Genomic DNA, 15,486 nt, shown 5'->3' with positions numbered 1-15,486 from the left:
GTCATTTTCATGGGAACGCCGGATTTCTCCGCCCCGACCCTGGCGGAGCTTGTCGGCCACGGCCATGAGGTTGTCGCCGTCTACACCCGCGCGCCCAGGCCCGCCGGACGCGGCATGCAGGAGCGCAAAAGCCCGGTTCATGAAATGGCGGAGAGGTTCGGCATTCCGGTCCTCACCCCATCCTCCCTGCGCACGGCGGAAGCGGCGGACGCGTTTCGCGCCTTCGACGCCGACGTGGCCGTTGTGGTGGCCTATGGCATGATCCTGCCGCCGGATATTCTGGAGGCGCCGCGTTTTGGCTGCATCAACCTGCACGCCTCGCTGCTGCCGCGCTGGCGCGGCGCGGCCCCGATCCAGCGGGCGATCATGGCTGGCGACGCCGAGAGCGGCGTCTGCGTGATGCAGATGGAGGCAGGGCTCGACACCGGCCCGGTGGCCATGTGTGAGCGGCTCGTCATCGGCCCGGAAATGACGGCGGGGGAATTGCACGACGCCCTCTCCGCCCTTGGCGCCGATCTCGCCGCCCGCGCGCTGGCGGCGCTGGAGCGCGATTCCCTCAGTTTCACGCCGCAGCCGGAAGCTGGCGTCACCTACGCCCACAAGATCAGCAACGCCGACAGCCGCATCGACTGGTCACAGGACGCCCAGACGGTGCATGACCAGATTCGCGGCCTGTCGCCGTTTCCCGGCGCGTTTTTCGAGGCGGACCTTGGCAAGGGCAAGCCGGAGCGGGTCAAGGTGCTGCACGCGACCGTGGCGCACGAGATCCCTGGCGCGCACGTCCATGGCGCGCCAGGCGCGCTGGTGGGCCCGGACATGACCATCGCCTGCGGCAGGGGCGCCATCCGCGTACTGCGGGCGCAGCGGGCCGGCAAAAGCGCGGTGACGGCGGAAGAGTTCATGCGCGGGGCGCGGCTGGAGCGCATCCTGACGCAATGAACCAGGATGCGCTCAGGCCTGCCCTGTCCTGCCAGGCCGGATAACGGAGATGCAACGTGCCGCGCTACCGGCTGGTGATTGAATATGACGGCGGCGCCTATGTGGGCTGGCAATGGCAGGACAATGGCCGCTCGGTGCAGCAGGCCATCGAGGAAGCCATCATCAAATTCGCCGGCGAGCATCCGCGCGTCCAGTGCTCCGGCCGCACCGACGCCGGCGTGCACGCCGTTGGCCAGATCGCCCATGTGGACCTGACGCGCGACTGGCGCACGGACACGGTGCGCGACGCCATCAACGCCCATCTCAAGCTCGGCGGCGACCGCGTCGCCGTGGTCTCGGCCCATCGCGCGCCAGCGGAATTCGACGCCCGGCACAGCGCGCTGAAGCGCCATTACATCTACCGGATACTCAACCGCCGCTCGCCGGCGGCGCTGGATTTCGGCCGCGCCTGGCATGTGCCGCGACCGCTCGACGCCGCCGCCATGCATGAAGCGGCGCAGACCATCCTCGGCAATCACGATTTCAGCACCTTCCGCGCCGCGGAATGTCAGGCGGCGAGCCCGGTGCGCACGCTCGACCGGCTGGACGTGGAGCGCATCGGCGACGAAATCCGCATCCACGCCTCGGCGCGTTCATTCCTGCACCATCAGGTGCGCTCACTGGCGGGCTCGCTGGAGCAGGTCGGCTGCGGCCGCTGGCAGGCCGGCGACCTGCGCGCGGCGCTGGACGCGCGCGACCGCCGCCGCTGCGGCCCCATGGCGCCGGCGCACGGGCTGTATTTCGTCAGCGTCGATTATCCGGCCGAACTCATGCTGGCGAAATAGGCTTCAATCATCCGCCGGTAGATGCGGGCCAGGGCCTCCAGATCGGCGACCGGCGTGCGCTCGTCCACCTGATGCATGGTGTCGCCCACCAGGCCAAATTCGATGACCGGGCAATAGTCCTTGATGAAGCGCGCATCCGAGGTGCCGCCGCTGGTCGACAGCTCAGGCCGGCGGCCAGTCTCGGCTTCGATGGCGTCGCACATCAGCTCGACGAACGGGCCGGGCTGCGTCAGGAATGATACGGAATTGCTGGGGTCGAAGCGGACGGTTGCCTCAGGGAGGCTTTGCGCCGCCGAAGCCAGGCGGCGGCGCACCTCGGCCTGCAACGTCTCCAGCGTCCAGATGTCGTTGAAGCGGATATTGAACACCGCGTGGGCTTCAGCCGGAATGACGTTGGTCGCCCGGTTGCCCACATCCACGCTGATCACTTCCAGATTGGAGGCGTCGAAGCGCGCGTTGCCGGCGTCGAGCGGCGTCGCCAGCAAGGCGTCGAGATAGCGCACCAGCGCCGGGATCGGGTTGCGCGCCCGGTGCGGGTACGCCACATGGCCCTGGACGCCATGCACGGTCAGCCGGCCGGTGAGCGAACCGCGCCGCCCCACCTTGATCATGTCGCCCAGCGCCTGCGGATTGGTCGGCTCGCCAAGAATGCAGTGGTCGAATGCCTCGCCCTGCTCCCGCGCCCATTGCAGCAGCTTCACCGAACCGTTGACCGCCGGGCCTTCCTCGTCGCCAGTGATCAGGAAGGCGATGGAGCCGGGAAAATCCGGATTGTCGCGGATGTAATCCAGCGCCGCGGCGGTGAAAGCGCCGACGCCGCCCTTCATGTCGACCACGCCGCGCCCATACAGCACGCCATTATCCGTCACCGCATCAAACGGCCCATGGGTCCAGGCGGCTTCATCGCCCACCGGCACCACGTCGGTGTGGCCAGCGAACAGCAGCACCGGCGACGCATCGCCGTAGCGGGCGTACAGGTTCTCCACATCCGGCGTATCCGGCGCGCTGAAGGTCAGGCGTTCGGTCTCGAAGCCTTCGGCGCCCAGCACGCCCTCCAGAAACGACAGCGCCCCGCCTTCCTCCGGCGTCACCGAAGCGCAACGCACCAGCGCCCGCGTCAGTTCCACCGCATCGTGGCCAACGTCCGCGTGGTCCGTAGCGCTGGCGGCGGTCGCGTCGGTCATGATGAACTCCAGAATACAGCGGCGGAATCAAACGGGGCGGGATCAGGGATCCCGCCCTTCATAGCATATCCTGCGGCGCTTCCGGGTCAGTCCCGCAGCAGCTCGTTAATCGAGGTCTTGGAGCGGGTCTGGGCGTCGACCTTCTTGACGATGACAGCGCAATACAGCGACGGGCCAGGCGTTCCGTCCGGCAGCGGCTTGCCCGGCAGGCTGCCGGCCACCACCACCGAATACGGCGGCACGCGGCCCACATGCACCTCGCCAGTGGCGCGGTCGATGATCTTGGTGGAAGCGCCGAGATAGACGCCCATGGAGAGCACGGCGCCCTCGCCCACGATCACACCCTCGGCGACTTCCGAGCGGGCGCCGATGAAGCAGTTGTCCTCGATGATCACCGGGCCGGCCTGCAGCGGCTCCAGCACGCCGCCAATGCCGACGCCGCCGGACAGGTGCACGTTCTTGCCGATCTGGGCGCAGGAGCCGACCGTCGTCCAGGTGTCGACCATCGTGCCCTCGTCCACATAGGCGCCGAGATTGACGAACGACGGCATCAGCACCACGCCGGGGGCGATGAAAGCGCTGCGGCGGGCGATGGCGCCTGGCACGGCGCGGAAGCCGGCGGCGCGGAACTGGTTGTCGCCCCAGCCATCGAACTTCGACGGCACCTTGTCCCACCAGGTGGCGCCGCCAGGCGCGCCGGCGATCGGCGCCATGTCATTGAGGCGGAAGGACAGCAGCACCGCCTTCTTCAGCCACTGGTTGACCGTCCATTCGCCGTCGGCGCCCTTCTGGGCGACGCGGACCTTGCCGCTGTCGAGCAGGTTCAGCGCCGTGTCGACGGCGTCGCGAATCTCGCCCTTCGTCGAGAACCCAACCTCGGCGCGCTGCTCAAACGCGTTTTCGATAGTGGTTTCGAGTTGCGCGTAATCGCCCGTTTGCGTGGCCATGATCATCCCAATGCTGGCTGCCAGTCTCGCGCTCGGTCTCGCGCTGGCGGGAAAGCCCGGTTGTCCCCGCAACCGGCGCGTGGAGTCAAGCGTCGCGCGCCGAACGGGACAGGGCTTGCCGGCGTTTACCCGCGTTTGCCTCCAGGGCCATTTGCGGCGAGGCTGGGCAATGCGACAACCCCGGCGGCCCCGCTCCACGGGGCCAGCCGCCAATCGCCCGCACGGGAAAGGAAGAGAATGCCAGACGATGCCTTCGCCACCGCGCGTCCCCAGATCATGTCCTGGTTCAGGTCGTGGTTCAGGTCCTGGGGCATGAACCGCCGGCGGGCGCTGCTGCCGGCGGCGCTGGCCTGCTGCGCCGCGGCGGCCCATGCGGCCCCCGGCAACGCGGCGGCCGTGGACGGCAAGGCCGGGGCGCAACCGCAGGAAGCGCCCTTCAGCCGCCAGCCGGAGCGGCCGCCGCCGCCGCCGCCGCCGGTCAACTATGTTTGCGATGACGGAACGAAAATCGTCGCCCGCTTTCCCGATTCCGTGCTCGCCATGCTGACCATTGGCGACGACCGCTATGAATTGCGCGCCGCCATCGCCGCCTCTGGCGTGCGCTACGTCGGTGGGAGCGTCACCTTCTGGACGCACCAGGGAACCGCGCGCTTCACGCGCGGCGACGTGACCACCGAATGTCGCGAGATGCCCGCGAGCCCGGGGAAATAGGCCGGCGGGTCCCGGCGCCACGGCAGCCAGGCGACGCCAGCCATGCACTGCACAATTGTCGCGTCTGCCCCCGGTTGGTGATGACACGGAGACCGTCAGGCGGAATAGTAGGGACAGCATCCGCCAGGAGCCGATCCGGCCCAGCCCAGGCCGGCGCCGGCTCCATTAACGACTGTCTTCGCATCCCCCAGCGCCGGGTGAACCTCCCGCTCTGGATGGGTGCGCCATGCTCCAGCCCGTCGTCCGCTCCCGGCGCCGGCGGCTGACACAGGTTACTGATGAAACGTGAAACCATCCGCCTCGCTGACGGCGACATGTCCGTGCTTCGCTGGAACGAGGCCGGTCCGGGCGCGCCGCTGATGCACCTGGCGCACGCCACCGGCATGAACGCGCAGAATTACCGTCGCATCGGCGAATTGCTCAAGCACCGCTTCCGCATCGTCATGAGCGATGCGCGCGGCCACGGTTTCAGCACCATGCCGGCGGACCCGGCGACGGTGCATGACTGGTCCGGTTTTGAAAACGACCTGCACGGGCTGCTGGAGCATCTGGGGGAGCCGGCCCTGCTGGTGGGCCATTCCATGGGCGCGGCGGTCACGTTGATGTATGCGGCGGCGCGGCCGCAACTGGCGCGCGGCCTGGTGCTGATCGACCCCGCCGTTATCGGCCCTGACGCGGCCCAGGCCCTGCTGGAAGGACGCCGCAACGGAACCATCACCGATAACGAACTGGCCGCCGGCGCGCGCAAGCGCCGCCGCGACTGGTCCTCGCGCGCCGAAATTCGCGCGAAATACGACGGCCGCGGCATGTTCGCCTATTGGGCCGACGGCATCCTCGACGATTACCTGGACGGCGGCCTGATCACCCACGCCGACGGCAGCGTCTCGCTGGCCTGCGAGCCGGAGTGGGAGGCCAATATCTTCAACTCCATCGACATCCTGCGCGTCTGGGAGCGGGCCGCCCAGGTCAAATTGCCCGCCGCGCTGATGCGCGCCGACGCCCGCAGCACGGTGTCCGACGTCTCGGCGGCGGAATTCCAGCGGCTGATGCCCCAGCTTCATGTTCACCACGCGAAAGGGCGCAGCCATTTCGTCCCCATGGAAGACCCGGAGCTGACTGCGAACTTTATCCTGGCCCAGGCGGACAGGATGCTGGCGCGGGCAGCCGCCTGAGCCACTGACGAGGCCGCCCGCAGCCAGGCGGACGGCAAACGAACAGGGAGATTGGCAACATGTTTTCGAGACGCTCCTTCCTCGGCGCGCTTGTCGCGGCGGCGGCGGCAACGCCCCTGATCGCCCTGACGCCCGACGAAGCCGAGGCCAGGTCGTGGCCGCCATCCAACCGGCCGCCGCCGCCACCGCGCCGCGAACGCCTGCCTCCCGGGCGCCCCGGGCATGTCTGGGCCGCCGGCCATTGGGCCTGGGATTCCCGCCGGCACACCTATGTCTGGGTTCCCGGGCGCTGGATTCCCCACCGTCGCGGCCACCACTGGCGGCAGCCGCGCTGGGTCCGCCGTCACGGGCAGTGGGTGTTCATTCCCGGCGCGTGGGTGCGATAGACCAGATTGGGCGGGGATAGAGGCGATTGGCGAACATGCTTCGCCTGGCCCCGTCACGCGGCGCCGCGTTGCGCCGCCAGCCAATGGGCGAGGGCCAGCGCCGTGGCCCAGCCCACCGGAGCGAGCAGCGCCATCGCATTGCCGAGGCGCAGCACCAGAACGGCGCCGATGAGCGCGCCCGCCACCAGCGCCAGCCACGACAGGGCGTAAGGCGCGAACGCCGCCGGTGTCGCCCGGCCCAGCAGCCATTGCGCCAGCCCTTGGGCGGCGGCCACGAAGGCGCCAGTGACAAAGGTGCCGCCCACCGGCGCGCCAGCGACCTGGCGGCGGGCGTTGTTCAACAGGCCCATGGCGAAGGCCAGCGGCAGCAGATGCAGCGCTTCCAGCCCATCGAACCACACCAGCAGGAACGAGAGCCCCAGCGCCAGCGCCACGAGCGCGAACAGGCCGACCTGCGCGCTGTGGCGCGACAGTTCGCGCCACAGCGCGCCGATGAAAACACCCATGAAGAAGCTGGCGAGAACGGCGGCGCTGCGCCCGGCGAGCAACCATTTGCCGTCGGCAAGGGCGACCGCGAGCTGGGTGCTGTTGCCGCTCATGAAGGACACGAACAGGCCGCCAAGCAGCAGCCAGCCAATCGCGTCAACACAACCGGCCAACGCAACCTGCCCCAGCAATAGCGCGATCTGCCCCACAACCGGCAGCCTGTCCGTCGGCGATGCCTTGTCCACGCCCGCCCACCTTTTCCAGACCCGGCCGCGTTCAGCCCGGCGGGAGCATATACCGGATTGCGCCCGGGTGAAGCGGCGCGCCTCACCCGGAAAGGCAGGGCCGCTTATTCGCCCGCCGCGACGCCCCTCTCCACATAGATCTGGCCGCCGCCGGCCGTGAACTCGGCGCTCTTGGCCTTCATGCCGCTCGCCGCCTGCTCCAGCGCCAGGCGCTCGTTGTCGCCCATGGCGGCGACTTCGGCGCGCAGGTCCTGGGTGATCTTCATGGAGCAGAATTTCGGCCCGCACATGGAGCAGAAATGCGCCACCTTGTGCGCGTCCTTTGGCATGGTTTCGTCATGGAAGGCGCAGGCGGTGTCCGGGTCGAGGGACAGGTTGAACTGGTCCTCCCAGCGGAAGTCGAAACGCGCCCGCGACAGGGCGTCGTCGCGCAATTGCGCCGCCGGATGCCCCTTGGCGAGATCCGCCGCGTGGGCGGCCAGCTTGTAGGTGATGACGCCGGTCTTGACGTCGTCGCGGTTGGGCAGGCCGAGATGTTCCTTGGGCGTGACGTAACAGAGCATCGCCGTGCCGAACCAGCCGATCATCGCCGCGCCGATGGCCGAGGTGATGTGATCGTAGCCAGGGGCAATGTCGGTGGTCAGCGGGCCAAGCGTATAGAACGGCGCCTCGCCGCAGGTCTTCAGCTGCTTGTCCATGTTGGCCTTGATCTTGTGCATCGGCACGTGGCCGGGGCCCTCGATCATCACCTGGCAGCCCTTGTCCCAGGCGATCTTTGTCAGCTCCCCCAGGGTTTCCAATTCGGCGAACTGGGCGGCGTCATTGGCGTCGGCAATCGAGCCAGGGCGCAGGCCATCGCCCAGCGAGAAGCTGACGTCATAGCGGCGCATGATGTCGCAGATTTCGTCGAAGCGCTCATACAGGAAGCTCTCGCGGTGATGCGACAGGCACCAGCGCGCCATGATCGAGCCGCCGCGCGAGACAATGCCGGTGACGCGATTGGCGGTGAGCGGCACGTAAGGCAGGCGCACGCCGGCGTGGATGGTAAAATAGTCGACCCCCTGCTCGGCCTGCTCGATCAGCGTGTCGGCGAACACCTCGAAATCGAGTTTGGCCGGGTCGCCGCCGACCTTTTCCAGCGCCTGGTAGATCGGCACGGTGCCGATCGGCACCGGCGAATTGCGCATGATCCAGCTGCGGATGTTGTGGATGTTGCGGCCGGTGGAGAGGTCCATCACCGTGTCCGCGCCCCAGCGCACGGCCCACACCAGCTTCTCGACTTCTTCCGCCGCTGTCGACACCACCGCCGAATTGCCGATGTTGGCGTTGATCTTCACCAGGAAGTTGCGGCCGATGATCGTCGGCTCCAGCTCCGGGTGATTGATATTGGCCGGGATCACGGCGCGGCCGCGCGCCACTTCATCGCGCACGAACTCCGGCGTGATGAAGGTGGGGATCTCGGCGCCGAAATCCTCTCCGTCGGCGCGGCGGGCGGCGGCGCCCTCCGCCATCGCCTGGCGACCGGCGTTCTCGCGGTGGGCGATGTAGATCATTTCCTCGGTAATGATGCCCGCGCGCGCGAACTCCAGCTGGGTCACCATCTGGCCGTCGCGGGCGCGCAGCACCGGCCGCTGCGCCGGACAGGCCGGCACCAGGCGCGCGCCGGTGGCCCCGCCATTGTCCTCCGGCTTCACGACGCGCGGGGCGACGCTTTCAAACCCGCGCCCGGCGATCCAGCCGGCGCGCGCCAGCGGCAGGCCGGCCGTCAGGTCAATGCTGACGCCCGGATCTGTGAACGGGCCGGAGGTGTCCTGCACCAGCAGCGGCGGCTCGCCGGCCGCCTCCGTCAGGGTGATCTCGCGGAATGGAACGCGGATGTCAGGGTGCGCGGCGGGGGCGGTGTACACCTTGCGTGAGCCGCGAATCGGGCTGGTGGTGACGGCGGCGGGCGCGCTGGCGCCGTTCAGGATGGCGTCGGTCATGATGGTCTCTGCCCTGAATTGTTGCCTGGCTGGGATGACGATCCGGCCAGGCGAAGGCAGAGGCGGAATGGACGGCTGCGCCATGGGCGACGCCCCTGTCCAGCGCGCGCGGCCGCGCCGCCGGATATCCGGCGGTGATGCTGCCGCTGGCGTCACGAACCGTCATCAGACGGCCGGCCGCCGCGAACACATGCGATGGCTGTGTGGCGCGCAAGTTCCTGTCCCTCCGCCGGCATGACCCGGATCAGGTTCAGCGGGTCACCACGGCGTCGCACAGGGTCAGTCCGGACAAGCCGGACCGGAGCCCCCGACAGGTGGAATCTCAGCCCCCTCACAGGGCCCCCCTCGGAATGCTTCCAAAGTGAGTCAGGATGCGGCGGGAGTCAATCCATCCTGGCCACCGCCGCGCCCACCAGCGGCGCAGCCCTTGTCCCACGCGCGCGCTCTTGTCTCCGGCGCGCGCGGGCGGCACAACGGACGCCAGCACGCGCCACCGGATGCGCAAGAGGAGCCTGGCATGAGCAACGCGGTCGCCGCGCCATTTCGTCTGGACGGGCAGATCGCGCTCGTCACCGGGGCCGGGCGCGGGCTTGGTCTGGAAATGGCGCGTGGCCTTGCCCGGGCTGGCGCGACGGTGCTCATCAACGGCCGCGACGCCGGGCGGCTGGCGGCGGCGCGGGCAACCCTGGCACAGGACGGGCTCGACGCGCTGGCGCTGGCCTTCGACCTGACCGACGATGCGGCGGTGACAGCGGCGCTGTCCGACGTCATGGCCCGTTTCGGTCGCCTCGACATTCTGGTGAACAACGCCGCGGCGCGCGACCGGCGCACGCTGGAGCAGTTCGGCCCCGGCGACATGCAGGCGCTGCTGGCCGCCAATATCGCCGCGCCATTCGAAATCAGCCGCAAGGCGGCCGCTCTCATGAAGGCGGCGGGTTACGGGCGCATCATCAACATCACCTCCATCGCCGCCAGCATCTCCCGCGCCGGCGATGCGCTCTACACCACCTCGAAGGGTGGCCTCGACGCCATGACCCGGGCGCTGGCGGCGGAACTGGGGCCGCACGGCGTCACGGTGAATGCCGTGTCCCCCGGTTATTTCGCCACCGAGGCCAACGCCGGCATGGTTGCCGACGCGGGCGTCGCGACCTGGCTGGGCCAGCGCACCTCTCTGGGGCGCTGGGGCCGGCCGGAGGAAATCGCCGGCGCCGTGGTGTTCCTCGCCTCGCGCGAAGCTTCCTACATAACCGGCCACTCCCTGGCGGTGGACGGCGGCTTCCTGGCGCATTTCTGAGGCCGCCTGGCCTGCGAGCGGACGCGGCGGACGCCGGCAGGCATGCCAGGCTCTGCGCAGTGACCCCTCATTCAGGCGCATCCATCATGGCGACGGCATCCAGCATCACCACCATTCCTCTGCAAACCGGCGATCTTGATCCGGCGTACTTCACGCTGGCGGCGCATGAACGGGACGGCCAGCGCCAGATCTGGTCCACCTGCTCAAATCCCGGGCAGCTTCGGAACCAGACCTTTCTCACGACGCTCCAGGGCGACGTCATCCGCGCCATGCCAACGCCAGTCGAACGCCGCGACGGCGTCATCATCACCAGCCTTTGCGTCAATCCCGGCGCGGCGCGCAATGAAATCTGGCGCATGACCCGGGACAGCGTCGCGCCTTTCGCCACCTGCGGTCTCGAAGTCTGTGATCTGGCGACGCGATCGGTGACCCAGCTAGGCTCCCGAAGCCCCGCCTCGGATTTCGCCAGCTTCGCCTTCACCCAAAACCGGGCCTACGCCCTCGCCACGTTCGACGGCCTGAAAATCTCCTGTTTCGAAGCGGCAAGCCTGCGGGAGGTTGACGACCCGGCGCCGGTCGCGGGGGGGCAGGAGCCGGCGCTGATCTGGGCCCCGGCCCATTATCGCGGCGCGGATCCCGATGTCTGGCAGGCCAACCGGAAGCAGGCCGTGGGTCTGTTTCAGGGCATCGCCGCCCGGCAGCCGTTGACCGGCGCGCTACAGAAGCAGGTGGAAAACTTCATGCCGCCGCCCGCGGCGCAGCCCGCCGTGATCTGGGTGGGGCAGGATCCCCGGGCGTCGGCGCTGTGGGCCCTCAGCGGTCCGTCGCCGCAACCGGATGGGGCGATCCAGATTATCCGCGTCGTGACGCAGGGCGCGGTTGGCTGGCGGCTCGTCCAGGTTCCGTTCGCCAATTATGGCGGCGCCATATCGCCCTGCGCCAATCCGGTCACCGGCGCCCTGCAATTCATCGATCCGGCGACGGGCGACGTCATTGCCGTGGACGTTAACGCTGCGACAGCGACCAGGCTGGCCCAGTCGCCCATTGATCCCTATGGCGCGGCGATGTGCTGCGACAACGCCGGCGCAACCTGGGTGCTGGGCAACCACCCGCAACGCGGACCCATGCTGTGGGGCCACGCCCGGGGGTGATGGCCGCAATGATGCGCCCATGTCGTACGGCGTCGTGATGCGTGGAAGTCGTGCGTGGAAGTCTTGCGCAGATGTAATGCGCAGATGTAATGCGCAAGAGCGATGTGAAGCAGCGTCTCGCGTTCAGGGCGCCCTGGCGCTGACCACCCAGACGGCGGCGTCGAGCCAGACGCCGTCGGCCGTCTCATGCCGGCGCAACGCCTCCGCCACGCGCTGGCGCGCCGCATCGGCGACCTCCGGCTGCTCGCGCAACAGGCCGGCGAGCGGACCGATGCGCAGCGCCTGGTCCAGCGCCCGTTCAAACGGCAGGCCGCCGACTTTCTGGTCATGCGGGCGGATGGCGATGGCGCTGAAGCCGGCGTCGGCAAGAATACCCTCAATGCGCCTGGCGTCGGAGAAGGCAAAGGGTCCCGGCGCCAGCGGATCAGCCTTCGGCGGCTTCACCGGGAACACATCGAGCGCCGCCCGGTAGGGAGCGATCAGCACCGGGTTTTCGTCCGGCCGGCGCCAGCAGACGAAGGCAAGGGCCGCGCCCGGCCGCATGTGACGGCGGATGTTGGCGAATGCGGCGACAGGATCGGCGAAAAACATGACGCCAAAACGCGAGAATACCCCGTCGAACGGCGCGCCGCCCGCCGACAGGTCGGCAATCTGGGCGTCAGCCTCAACGAATGACGCATTGGCGACGCCCTGGGCGGCGGCCATCTCGCGCGCCTGCGCCAGCATCGGCGCGGAAATGTCGACGCCAACCGCCGCGCCCTGGGGGCCGACGCGCGCCGCCAGCTCCAGGGTGTTGGCGCCGCAGCCGCAGCCGACATCAAGCTGGCGCTGCCCCGGCGCCGGCTGCAGCGCCGCCAGCGCCTGATCGGACAGGGGCGCGAACTGCCGGTCCAGATCCGCGTGCAGATCGACCCAGGAGCGCACGGCTCCCGTGTTCCAGAACTCGGCCTGGGCCGCGTTGGGCGCGCTGTCCGCCATGTATCGTTTCCCCGTTTCAGTTGTTGTTGTCGGCCATGACGCCTTCAAGAAAGCCTGTCAGATCATCCGTGATGTGATCGACATGCGCCAGCTCCTCGCGCGCCTGTTCGAACGGCTCGCGATAGGGGTCGGGCGTCGCCGGCAGCACCAGCGCCGTGGTCATGCCCAGCGCATGGGCCGGGGCCAGATTGCGCGCCATGTCCTCGAAGAAAGCGGCGCGGGTCGGGTCCACATCGTGTTGCGCCAGCAGCATGTCGTAGGCGCCCTGCTCCGGCTTGGGGATGTAGTCCGCCGCGACGATGTCGAAATAGCCGCTGAAATGGCTCTCCAGCCCCAATTTGCGGCAGATATTCACGGCGTGGCGGGCTGAGCCGTTGGTGAAGATCAGTTTGCGGCCAGGCAGCGCGCCAATGGCGGCGGCAAGGCGCTCGTTCGCCGGCAGCAGGCTGAGATCGACGTCGTGAACAAAGGCAAGGAAATCCGCGGGGTCCATGCCGTGTTCTTCCATCAACCCGCGCAGGGTCGTGCCGTGGCGATGGTAATAATATTTCTGCAGGGCGCGGGCGGAGATCCCGTCCAGATCAAAGGTTTCGGCCAGAAAACGCGTGATGCGCTGACCAACCTGGGGCCAGACCTGGGCCTCATGGGAATACAGCGTGTTGTCGAGATCAAAGATCCAGGCGTCGACGTGCGCGAAGCTGCGCGGCGCCGGCGCGTCTGCGGCGGTTCCGGAGACGGGGGACATGCGGTTCATGCGCTTCATATACATGAAGTTTGTGAACGATTGCAGCCGCCGCGTGCGCAGCCCACCCCGCGCTTCCGCCTCCGTCATGACCAGCCCCGACCATCTGCCGCCGGCTACCGGGGCGCCGGACAGGGCCCACCCTCCACCGCGTCATTGCCCAAGTCGCCAGCCGCGCAGGCCGCCGCCCCCCTCGCGACCGCGCTTCCCTCTCCATCGTCATGGCCGGGACAGGCCCGGCATGACGCCTGGGGGACGTCCTGCCTGAGGCGCTTCCCCGCGCGACGCGAATACAAAAAACCCCGGAGCGGGCTCCGGGGCTTTCCATGCCTGGCGCGCCGTTCGCGCGCCGGCCAGTCAGGCGGCCGTCTGGCCGGCCAGCATCACTTGTATTCCGGCTCGTCGTACCAGGGGAAGAACGACGGCATGTCGGTCGACACCTTGTCCGGGAAGTTCGGCAGGCGCTTTTCGAGGAAGGAGGTCACGCCCTCCTGCACGTCGCGCTGCTTGCCGCGCCAGAAAATGCCGCGGCTGTCAACGCGGTGCGCCTCCATCGGATGCTCGGCGCCCAGCATGCGCCACATCATCTGGCGCATCAGCGAGACGGACACCGGAGCGGTGCGCTCGGTCCAGCTGCGGGCAATGGCGCGGGCGCGCGGCAGCAGCTCGTCGGCCGGCACCACTTCCTTGACCAGGCCGCCGGCCAGCGCTTCCTGCGCGTCGAACACGCGGCCCGAATAGGCCCAGTCCGCCGCCTGCTGGATGCCGACCAGACGCGGCAGGAACCAGCTGGAGCAGGCCTCCATGACGATGCCGCGCTGGGAGAACACGAAGCCGAAACGGGCGTTCTCGGAGGCGATGCGCACGTCCATCGGCAGCTGCATGGTGGCGCCGATGCCCACGGCCGGGCCGTTGATGGCGCCGATCACCGGCTTCAGGCTGTTGAAGATGCGCAGGGTCAGGCGACCGCCGCCATCGCGCATCGCCGGATCGGCGGCGAGGTCAGGCTTGCCATCGCGGCCCAGCGGCAGCTCGGCGCCACTGCCGCGGTTGTCGTAGTTGAAGGTGTCGCCGCCAGAGGCAAGGTCGGCGCCGGCGCAGAAGCCGCGGCCCTCGCCGGTGATGATGATGGCGCGGACCGCGTCGTCTGCGTCCGCCTTGTCGAACACCGCGATCATCTCCTGCATCATCTGGCCGGTGAAGGCGTTCAGACGATCGGGACGGTTCAGGGTGATGGTCAGGATGCCGTCGGCGAGATCGGTCTTGATGGTGGCGCCTTCGGTCTTGATCGAATCGTATGACATGCTGCTTCCCGCGTTTGCTCCCGTTCCACCGCCCGGTGCGATCGCCAGGCTGACCCTGGGTCAGCCAACAACCTGCCCACCAGACAGCGGCCTGCGCTGTTGTGACAGATCAAACGCTAGATAGGAAGCCGCTTCCGCTCCGCGCCCTGGCCGTGGTAGGCAATCCGGGCTCAAGGAAGAACTGTGTGGAGGTTACGCATGAACAAGGATTTTGACCTGTCGAACCGCGTTGCGGTGATCACCGGCGGCAATGGCGGCATTGGCCTCGGCATGGCCGACGCCCTCGTCCGCGCCGGATGCGCGGTGTCGATCTGGGGCCGCAACCCTCAGAAAAACGAGCAGGCGCTGGCGCAGTTGAAGGCCCATAACGCCGGCAAGGTCGAAGCCCGCATCTGCGACGTCTCCGACCGCAGCTCCATCGAGGAAACCTGGCGCGCCACCCTCGGCGCCCTTGGCCGCGTTGACGGCTGCTTCGCCAACGCCGGCATCGGCGGCGGCGGCCGCAAGGCCTTCATCGACCGCACGCCGGAAGAATGGCGCCAGATGTTCGCCACCAATCTGGACGGCGTTGTGCAGGTGTTCCAGCTGGCCGCCCGCCACATGATCGAGCGGGCGGAAAAGGGCGACGCCTTTGGCCGCCTCGTTCCCACCTCCAGCCTCGCCTCCATCTCGGGCACGGCGCGCAACGAGCACTACGCCGCCACCAAATCGTCGCTCAATGCCCTCGTCCGGGCGCTGGGCGTGGAGCTGGCCCGCTACGGCATCACCGCCAACGCCATCCTGCCAGGCTGGATCAAGAGCGAGATGACCGAGGGCATCATGGGCAACGACAAGTTCGTCGCCAACGTGCTGCCGCGGATTCCCATGCGCCGCTTCGGCGAACCGTCCGACTTCGGCGGCATCGCCGTGTATCTGATGAGCAAGGCTTCGTCCTACCACACCACCGACACGCTGCTGATCGACGGCGGCTACGCGGTGTATTGAGCCGCGCGCCGCGCAACGCCAGACAGGAAGGGCCGGGATCAGACGATCCGGCCCTTTTTTCATGCCCGGGCCTTTCCCTGGCTCCGCGCCGGCAGCGCCGTTCTGGAGCCTTTGCCAGCCCGTATGGACCGGAAAGCGCTCTAGGACGGATCGACAT

Annotated in this window: 15 protein-coding genes and 1 riboswitch; of the genes, 8 read left to right on the top strand and 7 right to left on the bottom strand. The window is 68.4% G+C overall.

What is annotated here, in order from left to right; all coding sequences use genetic code 11:
• The first annotated feature begins 9 nt into the window (after positions 1-9).
• Together fmt and truA are read left to right on the top strand one after the other, a co-directional pair.
• Positions 10-939: a methionyl-tRNA formyltransferase gene (gene fmt / locus ACERNI_RS11330; protein ID WP_448833556.1), complete on the top strand. Its 930-nt coding sequence runs from the start codon at positions 10-12 to the stop codon at positions 937-939.
• A 56-nt stretch (positions 940-995) separates the two neighbouring features.
• On the top strand, positions 996-1,763 hold the full coding sequence (gene truA, locus ACERNI_RS11325; protein WP_448833402.1) for a tRNA pseudouridine(38-40) synthase TruA: 768 nt from the start codon (positions 996-998) through the stop codon (positions 1,761-1,763).
• Here truA and dapE read toward each other — a convergent pair.
• Together dapE and dapD are read right to left on the bottom strand one after the other, a co-directional pair.
• Complete coding sequence (gene dapE, locus ACERNI_RS11320) at positions 1,733-2,947, bottom strand: succinyl-diaminopimelate desuccinylase (protein ID WP_448833401.1); 1,215 nt, start codon at positions 2,945-2,947, stop codon at positions 1,733-1,735. The genes truA and dapE overlap by 31 nt on opposite strands.
• Before the next feature lie 86 nt (positions 2,948-3,033).
• Positions 3,034-3,894, bottom strand: coding sequence for a 2,3,4,5-tetrahydropyridine-2,6-dicarboxylate N-succinyltransferase (dapD, locus tag ACERNI_RS11315; protein ID WP_448833400.1), 861 nt, complete (start codon positions 3,892-3,894; stop codon positions 3,034-3,036).
• A gap of 237 nt (positions 3,895-4,131) precedes the next feature.
• On the opposite strand from dapD, the gene ACERNI_RS11310 reads away from it, so the two are divergent.
• From ACERNI_RS11310 to ACERNI_RS11300, 3 genes are all read left to right on the top strand, one after another.
• Complete coding sequence (locus ACERNI_RS11310; RefSeq protein WP_448833399.1) at positions 4,132-4,605, top strand: MliC family protein; 474 nt, start codon at positions 4,132-4,134, stop codon at positions 4,603-4,605.
• A gap of 278 nt (positions 4,606-4,883) precedes the next feature.
• The gene (locus ACERNI_RS11305; protein WP_448833398.1) at positions 4,884-5,777 is read left to right on the top strand and encodes an alpha/beta fold hydrolase; all 894 of its coding nucleotides are present in this window, start codon (positions 4,884-4,886) and stop codon (positions 5,775-5,777) included.
• A 59-nt stretch (positions 5,778-5,836) separates the two neighbouring features.
• Positions 5,837-6,163, top strand: a complete 327-nt coding sequence (locus ACERNI_RS11300; protein WP_448833397.1) for a twin-arginine translocation signal domain-containing protein — start codon at positions 5,837-5,839, stop codon at positions 6,161-6,163.
• Positions 6,164-6,216: 53 nt separating this feature from the next.
• Here the strand turns inward: ACERNI_RS11300 and ACERNI_RS11295 are convergent, their stop codons facing one another.
• Positions 6,217-6,894 carry a YoaK family protein gene (locus ACERNI_RS11295; protein ID WP_448833396.1) on the bottom strand — a complete coding sequence of 226 codons (678 nt, stop codon included), beginning with the start codon at positions 6,892-6,894 and terminating at the stop codon, positions 6,217-6,219.
• Between the two features lie 104 nt (positions 6,895-6,998).
• Positions 6,999-8,876 carry a phosphomethylpyrimidine synthase ThiC gene (thiC, locus tag ACERNI_RS11290; protein WP_448833395.1) on the bottom strand — a complete coding sequence of 626 codons (1,878 nt, stop codon included), beginning with the start codon at positions 8,874-8,876 and terminating at the stop codon, positions 6,999-7,001.
• 203 nt (positions 8,877-9,079) lie between these two features.
• A riboswitch (TPP riboswitch) is annotated at positions 9,080-9,232 on the bottom strand.
• 161 nt (positions 9,233-9,393) lie between these two features.
• Here thiC and ACERNI_RS11285 point away from each other — a divergent pair.
• Positions 9,394-10,170 (top strand): SDR family oxidoreductase, encoded by a 777-nt coding sequence (locus ACERNI_RS11285; protein WP_448833394.1) that lies wholly within the window; start codon positions 9,394-9,396, stop codon positions 10,168-10,170.
• 86 nt (positions 10,171-10,256) lie between these two features.
• Positions 10,257-11,321, top strand: a complete 1,065-nt coding sequence (locus ACERNI_RS11280; RefSeq protein ID WP_448833393.1) for a hypothetical protein — start codon at positions 10,257-10,259, stop codon at positions 11,319-11,321.
• A 123-nt stretch (positions 11,322-11,444) separates the two neighbouring features.
• Here ACERNI_RS11280 and ACERNI_RS11275 read toward each other — a convergent pair whose 3' ends face one another.
• From ACERNI_RS11275 to ACERNI_RS11265, 3 genes are all read right to left on the bottom strand, one after another.
• Positions 11,445-12,299, bottom strand: a complete 855-nt coding sequence (locus ACERNI_RS11275) for a class I SAM-dependent methyltransferase (RefSeq protein ID WP_448833392.1) — start codon at positions 12,297-12,299, stop codon at positions 11,445-11,447.
• Positions 12,300-12,315: 16 nt separating this feature from the next.
• Positions 12,316-13,053, bottom strand: coding sequence for a pyrimidine 5'-nucleotidase (locus ACERNI_RS11270; RefSeq protein WP_448833555.1), 738 nt, complete (start codon positions 13,051-13,053; stop codon positions 12,316-12,318).
• Positions 13,054-13,424: 371 nt separating this feature from the next.
• Entirely contained in the window at positions 13,425-14,345 is a 921-nt protein-coding gene (locus ACERNI_RS11265) for a crotonase/enoyl-CoA hydratase family protein (protein ID WP_448833391.1), read from the bottom strand.
• A gap of 198 nt (positions 14,346-14,543) precedes the next feature.
• On the opposite strand from ACERNI_RS11265, the gene ACERNI_RS11260 reads away from it, so the two are divergent.
• Entirely contained in the window at positions 14,544-15,329 is a 786-nt protein-coding gene (locus ACERNI_RS11260; RefSeq protein WP_448833390.1) for an SDR family NAD(P)-dependent oxidoreductase, read from the top strand.
• Positions 15,330-15,486 lie beyond the last annotated feature (157 nt).

Source organism: Camelimonas sp. ID_303_24 (assembly GCF_053543495.1).
The sequence above is the reverse complement of the archived record's forward strand: the minus strand, read 5'-3'. Positions and strand labels throughout refer to the sequence as shown.

What these genes read in the sequence shown, in the direction of transcription:
- fmt (WP_448833556.1), top strand. Translation starts at nt 10, where the DNA reads ATGGGAACGCCGGATTTCTCCGCCCCGACCCTGGCGGAGCTTGTCGGC.
- dapE (WP_448833401.1), bottom strand. Translation starts at nt 2,947, where the DNA reads ATGACCGACGCGACCGCCGCCAGCGCTACGGACCACGCGGACGTTGGC.
- dapD (WP_448833400.1), bottom strand. Translation starts at nt 3,894, where the DNA reads ATGGCCACGCAAACGGGCGATTACGCGCAACTCGAAACCACTATCGAA.
- ACERNI_RS11310 (WP_448833399.1), top strand. Translation starts at nt 4,132, where the DNA reads ATGCCAGACGATGCCTTCGCCACCGCGCGTCCCCAGATCATGTCCTGG.
- ACERNI_RS11305 (WP_448833398.1), top strand. Translation starts at nt 4,884, where the DNA reads ATGAAACGTGAAACCATCCGCCTCGCTGACGGCGACATGTCCGTGCTT.
- ACERNI_RS11300 (WP_448833397.1), top strand. Translation starts at nt 5,837, where the DNA reads ATGTTTTCGAGACGCTCCTTCCTCGGCGCGCTTGTCGCGGCGGCGGCG.
- thiC (WP_448833395.1), bottom strand. Translation starts at nt 8,876, where the DNA reads ATGACCGACGCCATCCTGAACGGCGCCAGCGCGCCCGCCGCCGTCACC.
- ACERNI_RS11285 (WP_448833394.1), top strand. Translation starts at nt 9,394, where the DNA reads ATGAGCAACGCGGTCGCCGCGCCATTTCGTCTGGACGGGCAGATCGCG.
- ACERNI_RS11280 (WP_448833393.1), top strand. Translation starts at nt 10,257, where the DNA reads ATGGCGACGGCATCCAGCATCACCACCATTCCTCTGCAAACCGGCGAT.
- ACERNI_RS11275 (WP_448833392.1), bottom strand. Translation starts at nt 12,299, where the DNA reads ATGGCGGACAGCGCGCCCAACGCGGCCCAGGCCGAGTTCTGGAACACG.
- ACERNI_RS11270 (WP_448833555.1), bottom strand. Translation starts at nt 13,053, where the DNA reads ATGAACCGCATGTCCCCCGTCTCCGGAACCGCCGCAGACGCGCCGGCG.
- ACERNI_RS11265 (WP_448833391.1), bottom strand. Translation starts at nt 14,345, where the DNA reads ATGTCATACGATTCGATCAAGACCGAAGGCGCCACCATCAAGACCGAT.
- ACERNI_RS11260 (WP_448833390.1), top strand. Translation starts at nt 14,544, where the DNA reads ATGAACAAGGATTTTGACCTGTCGAACCGCGTTGCGGTGATCACCGGC.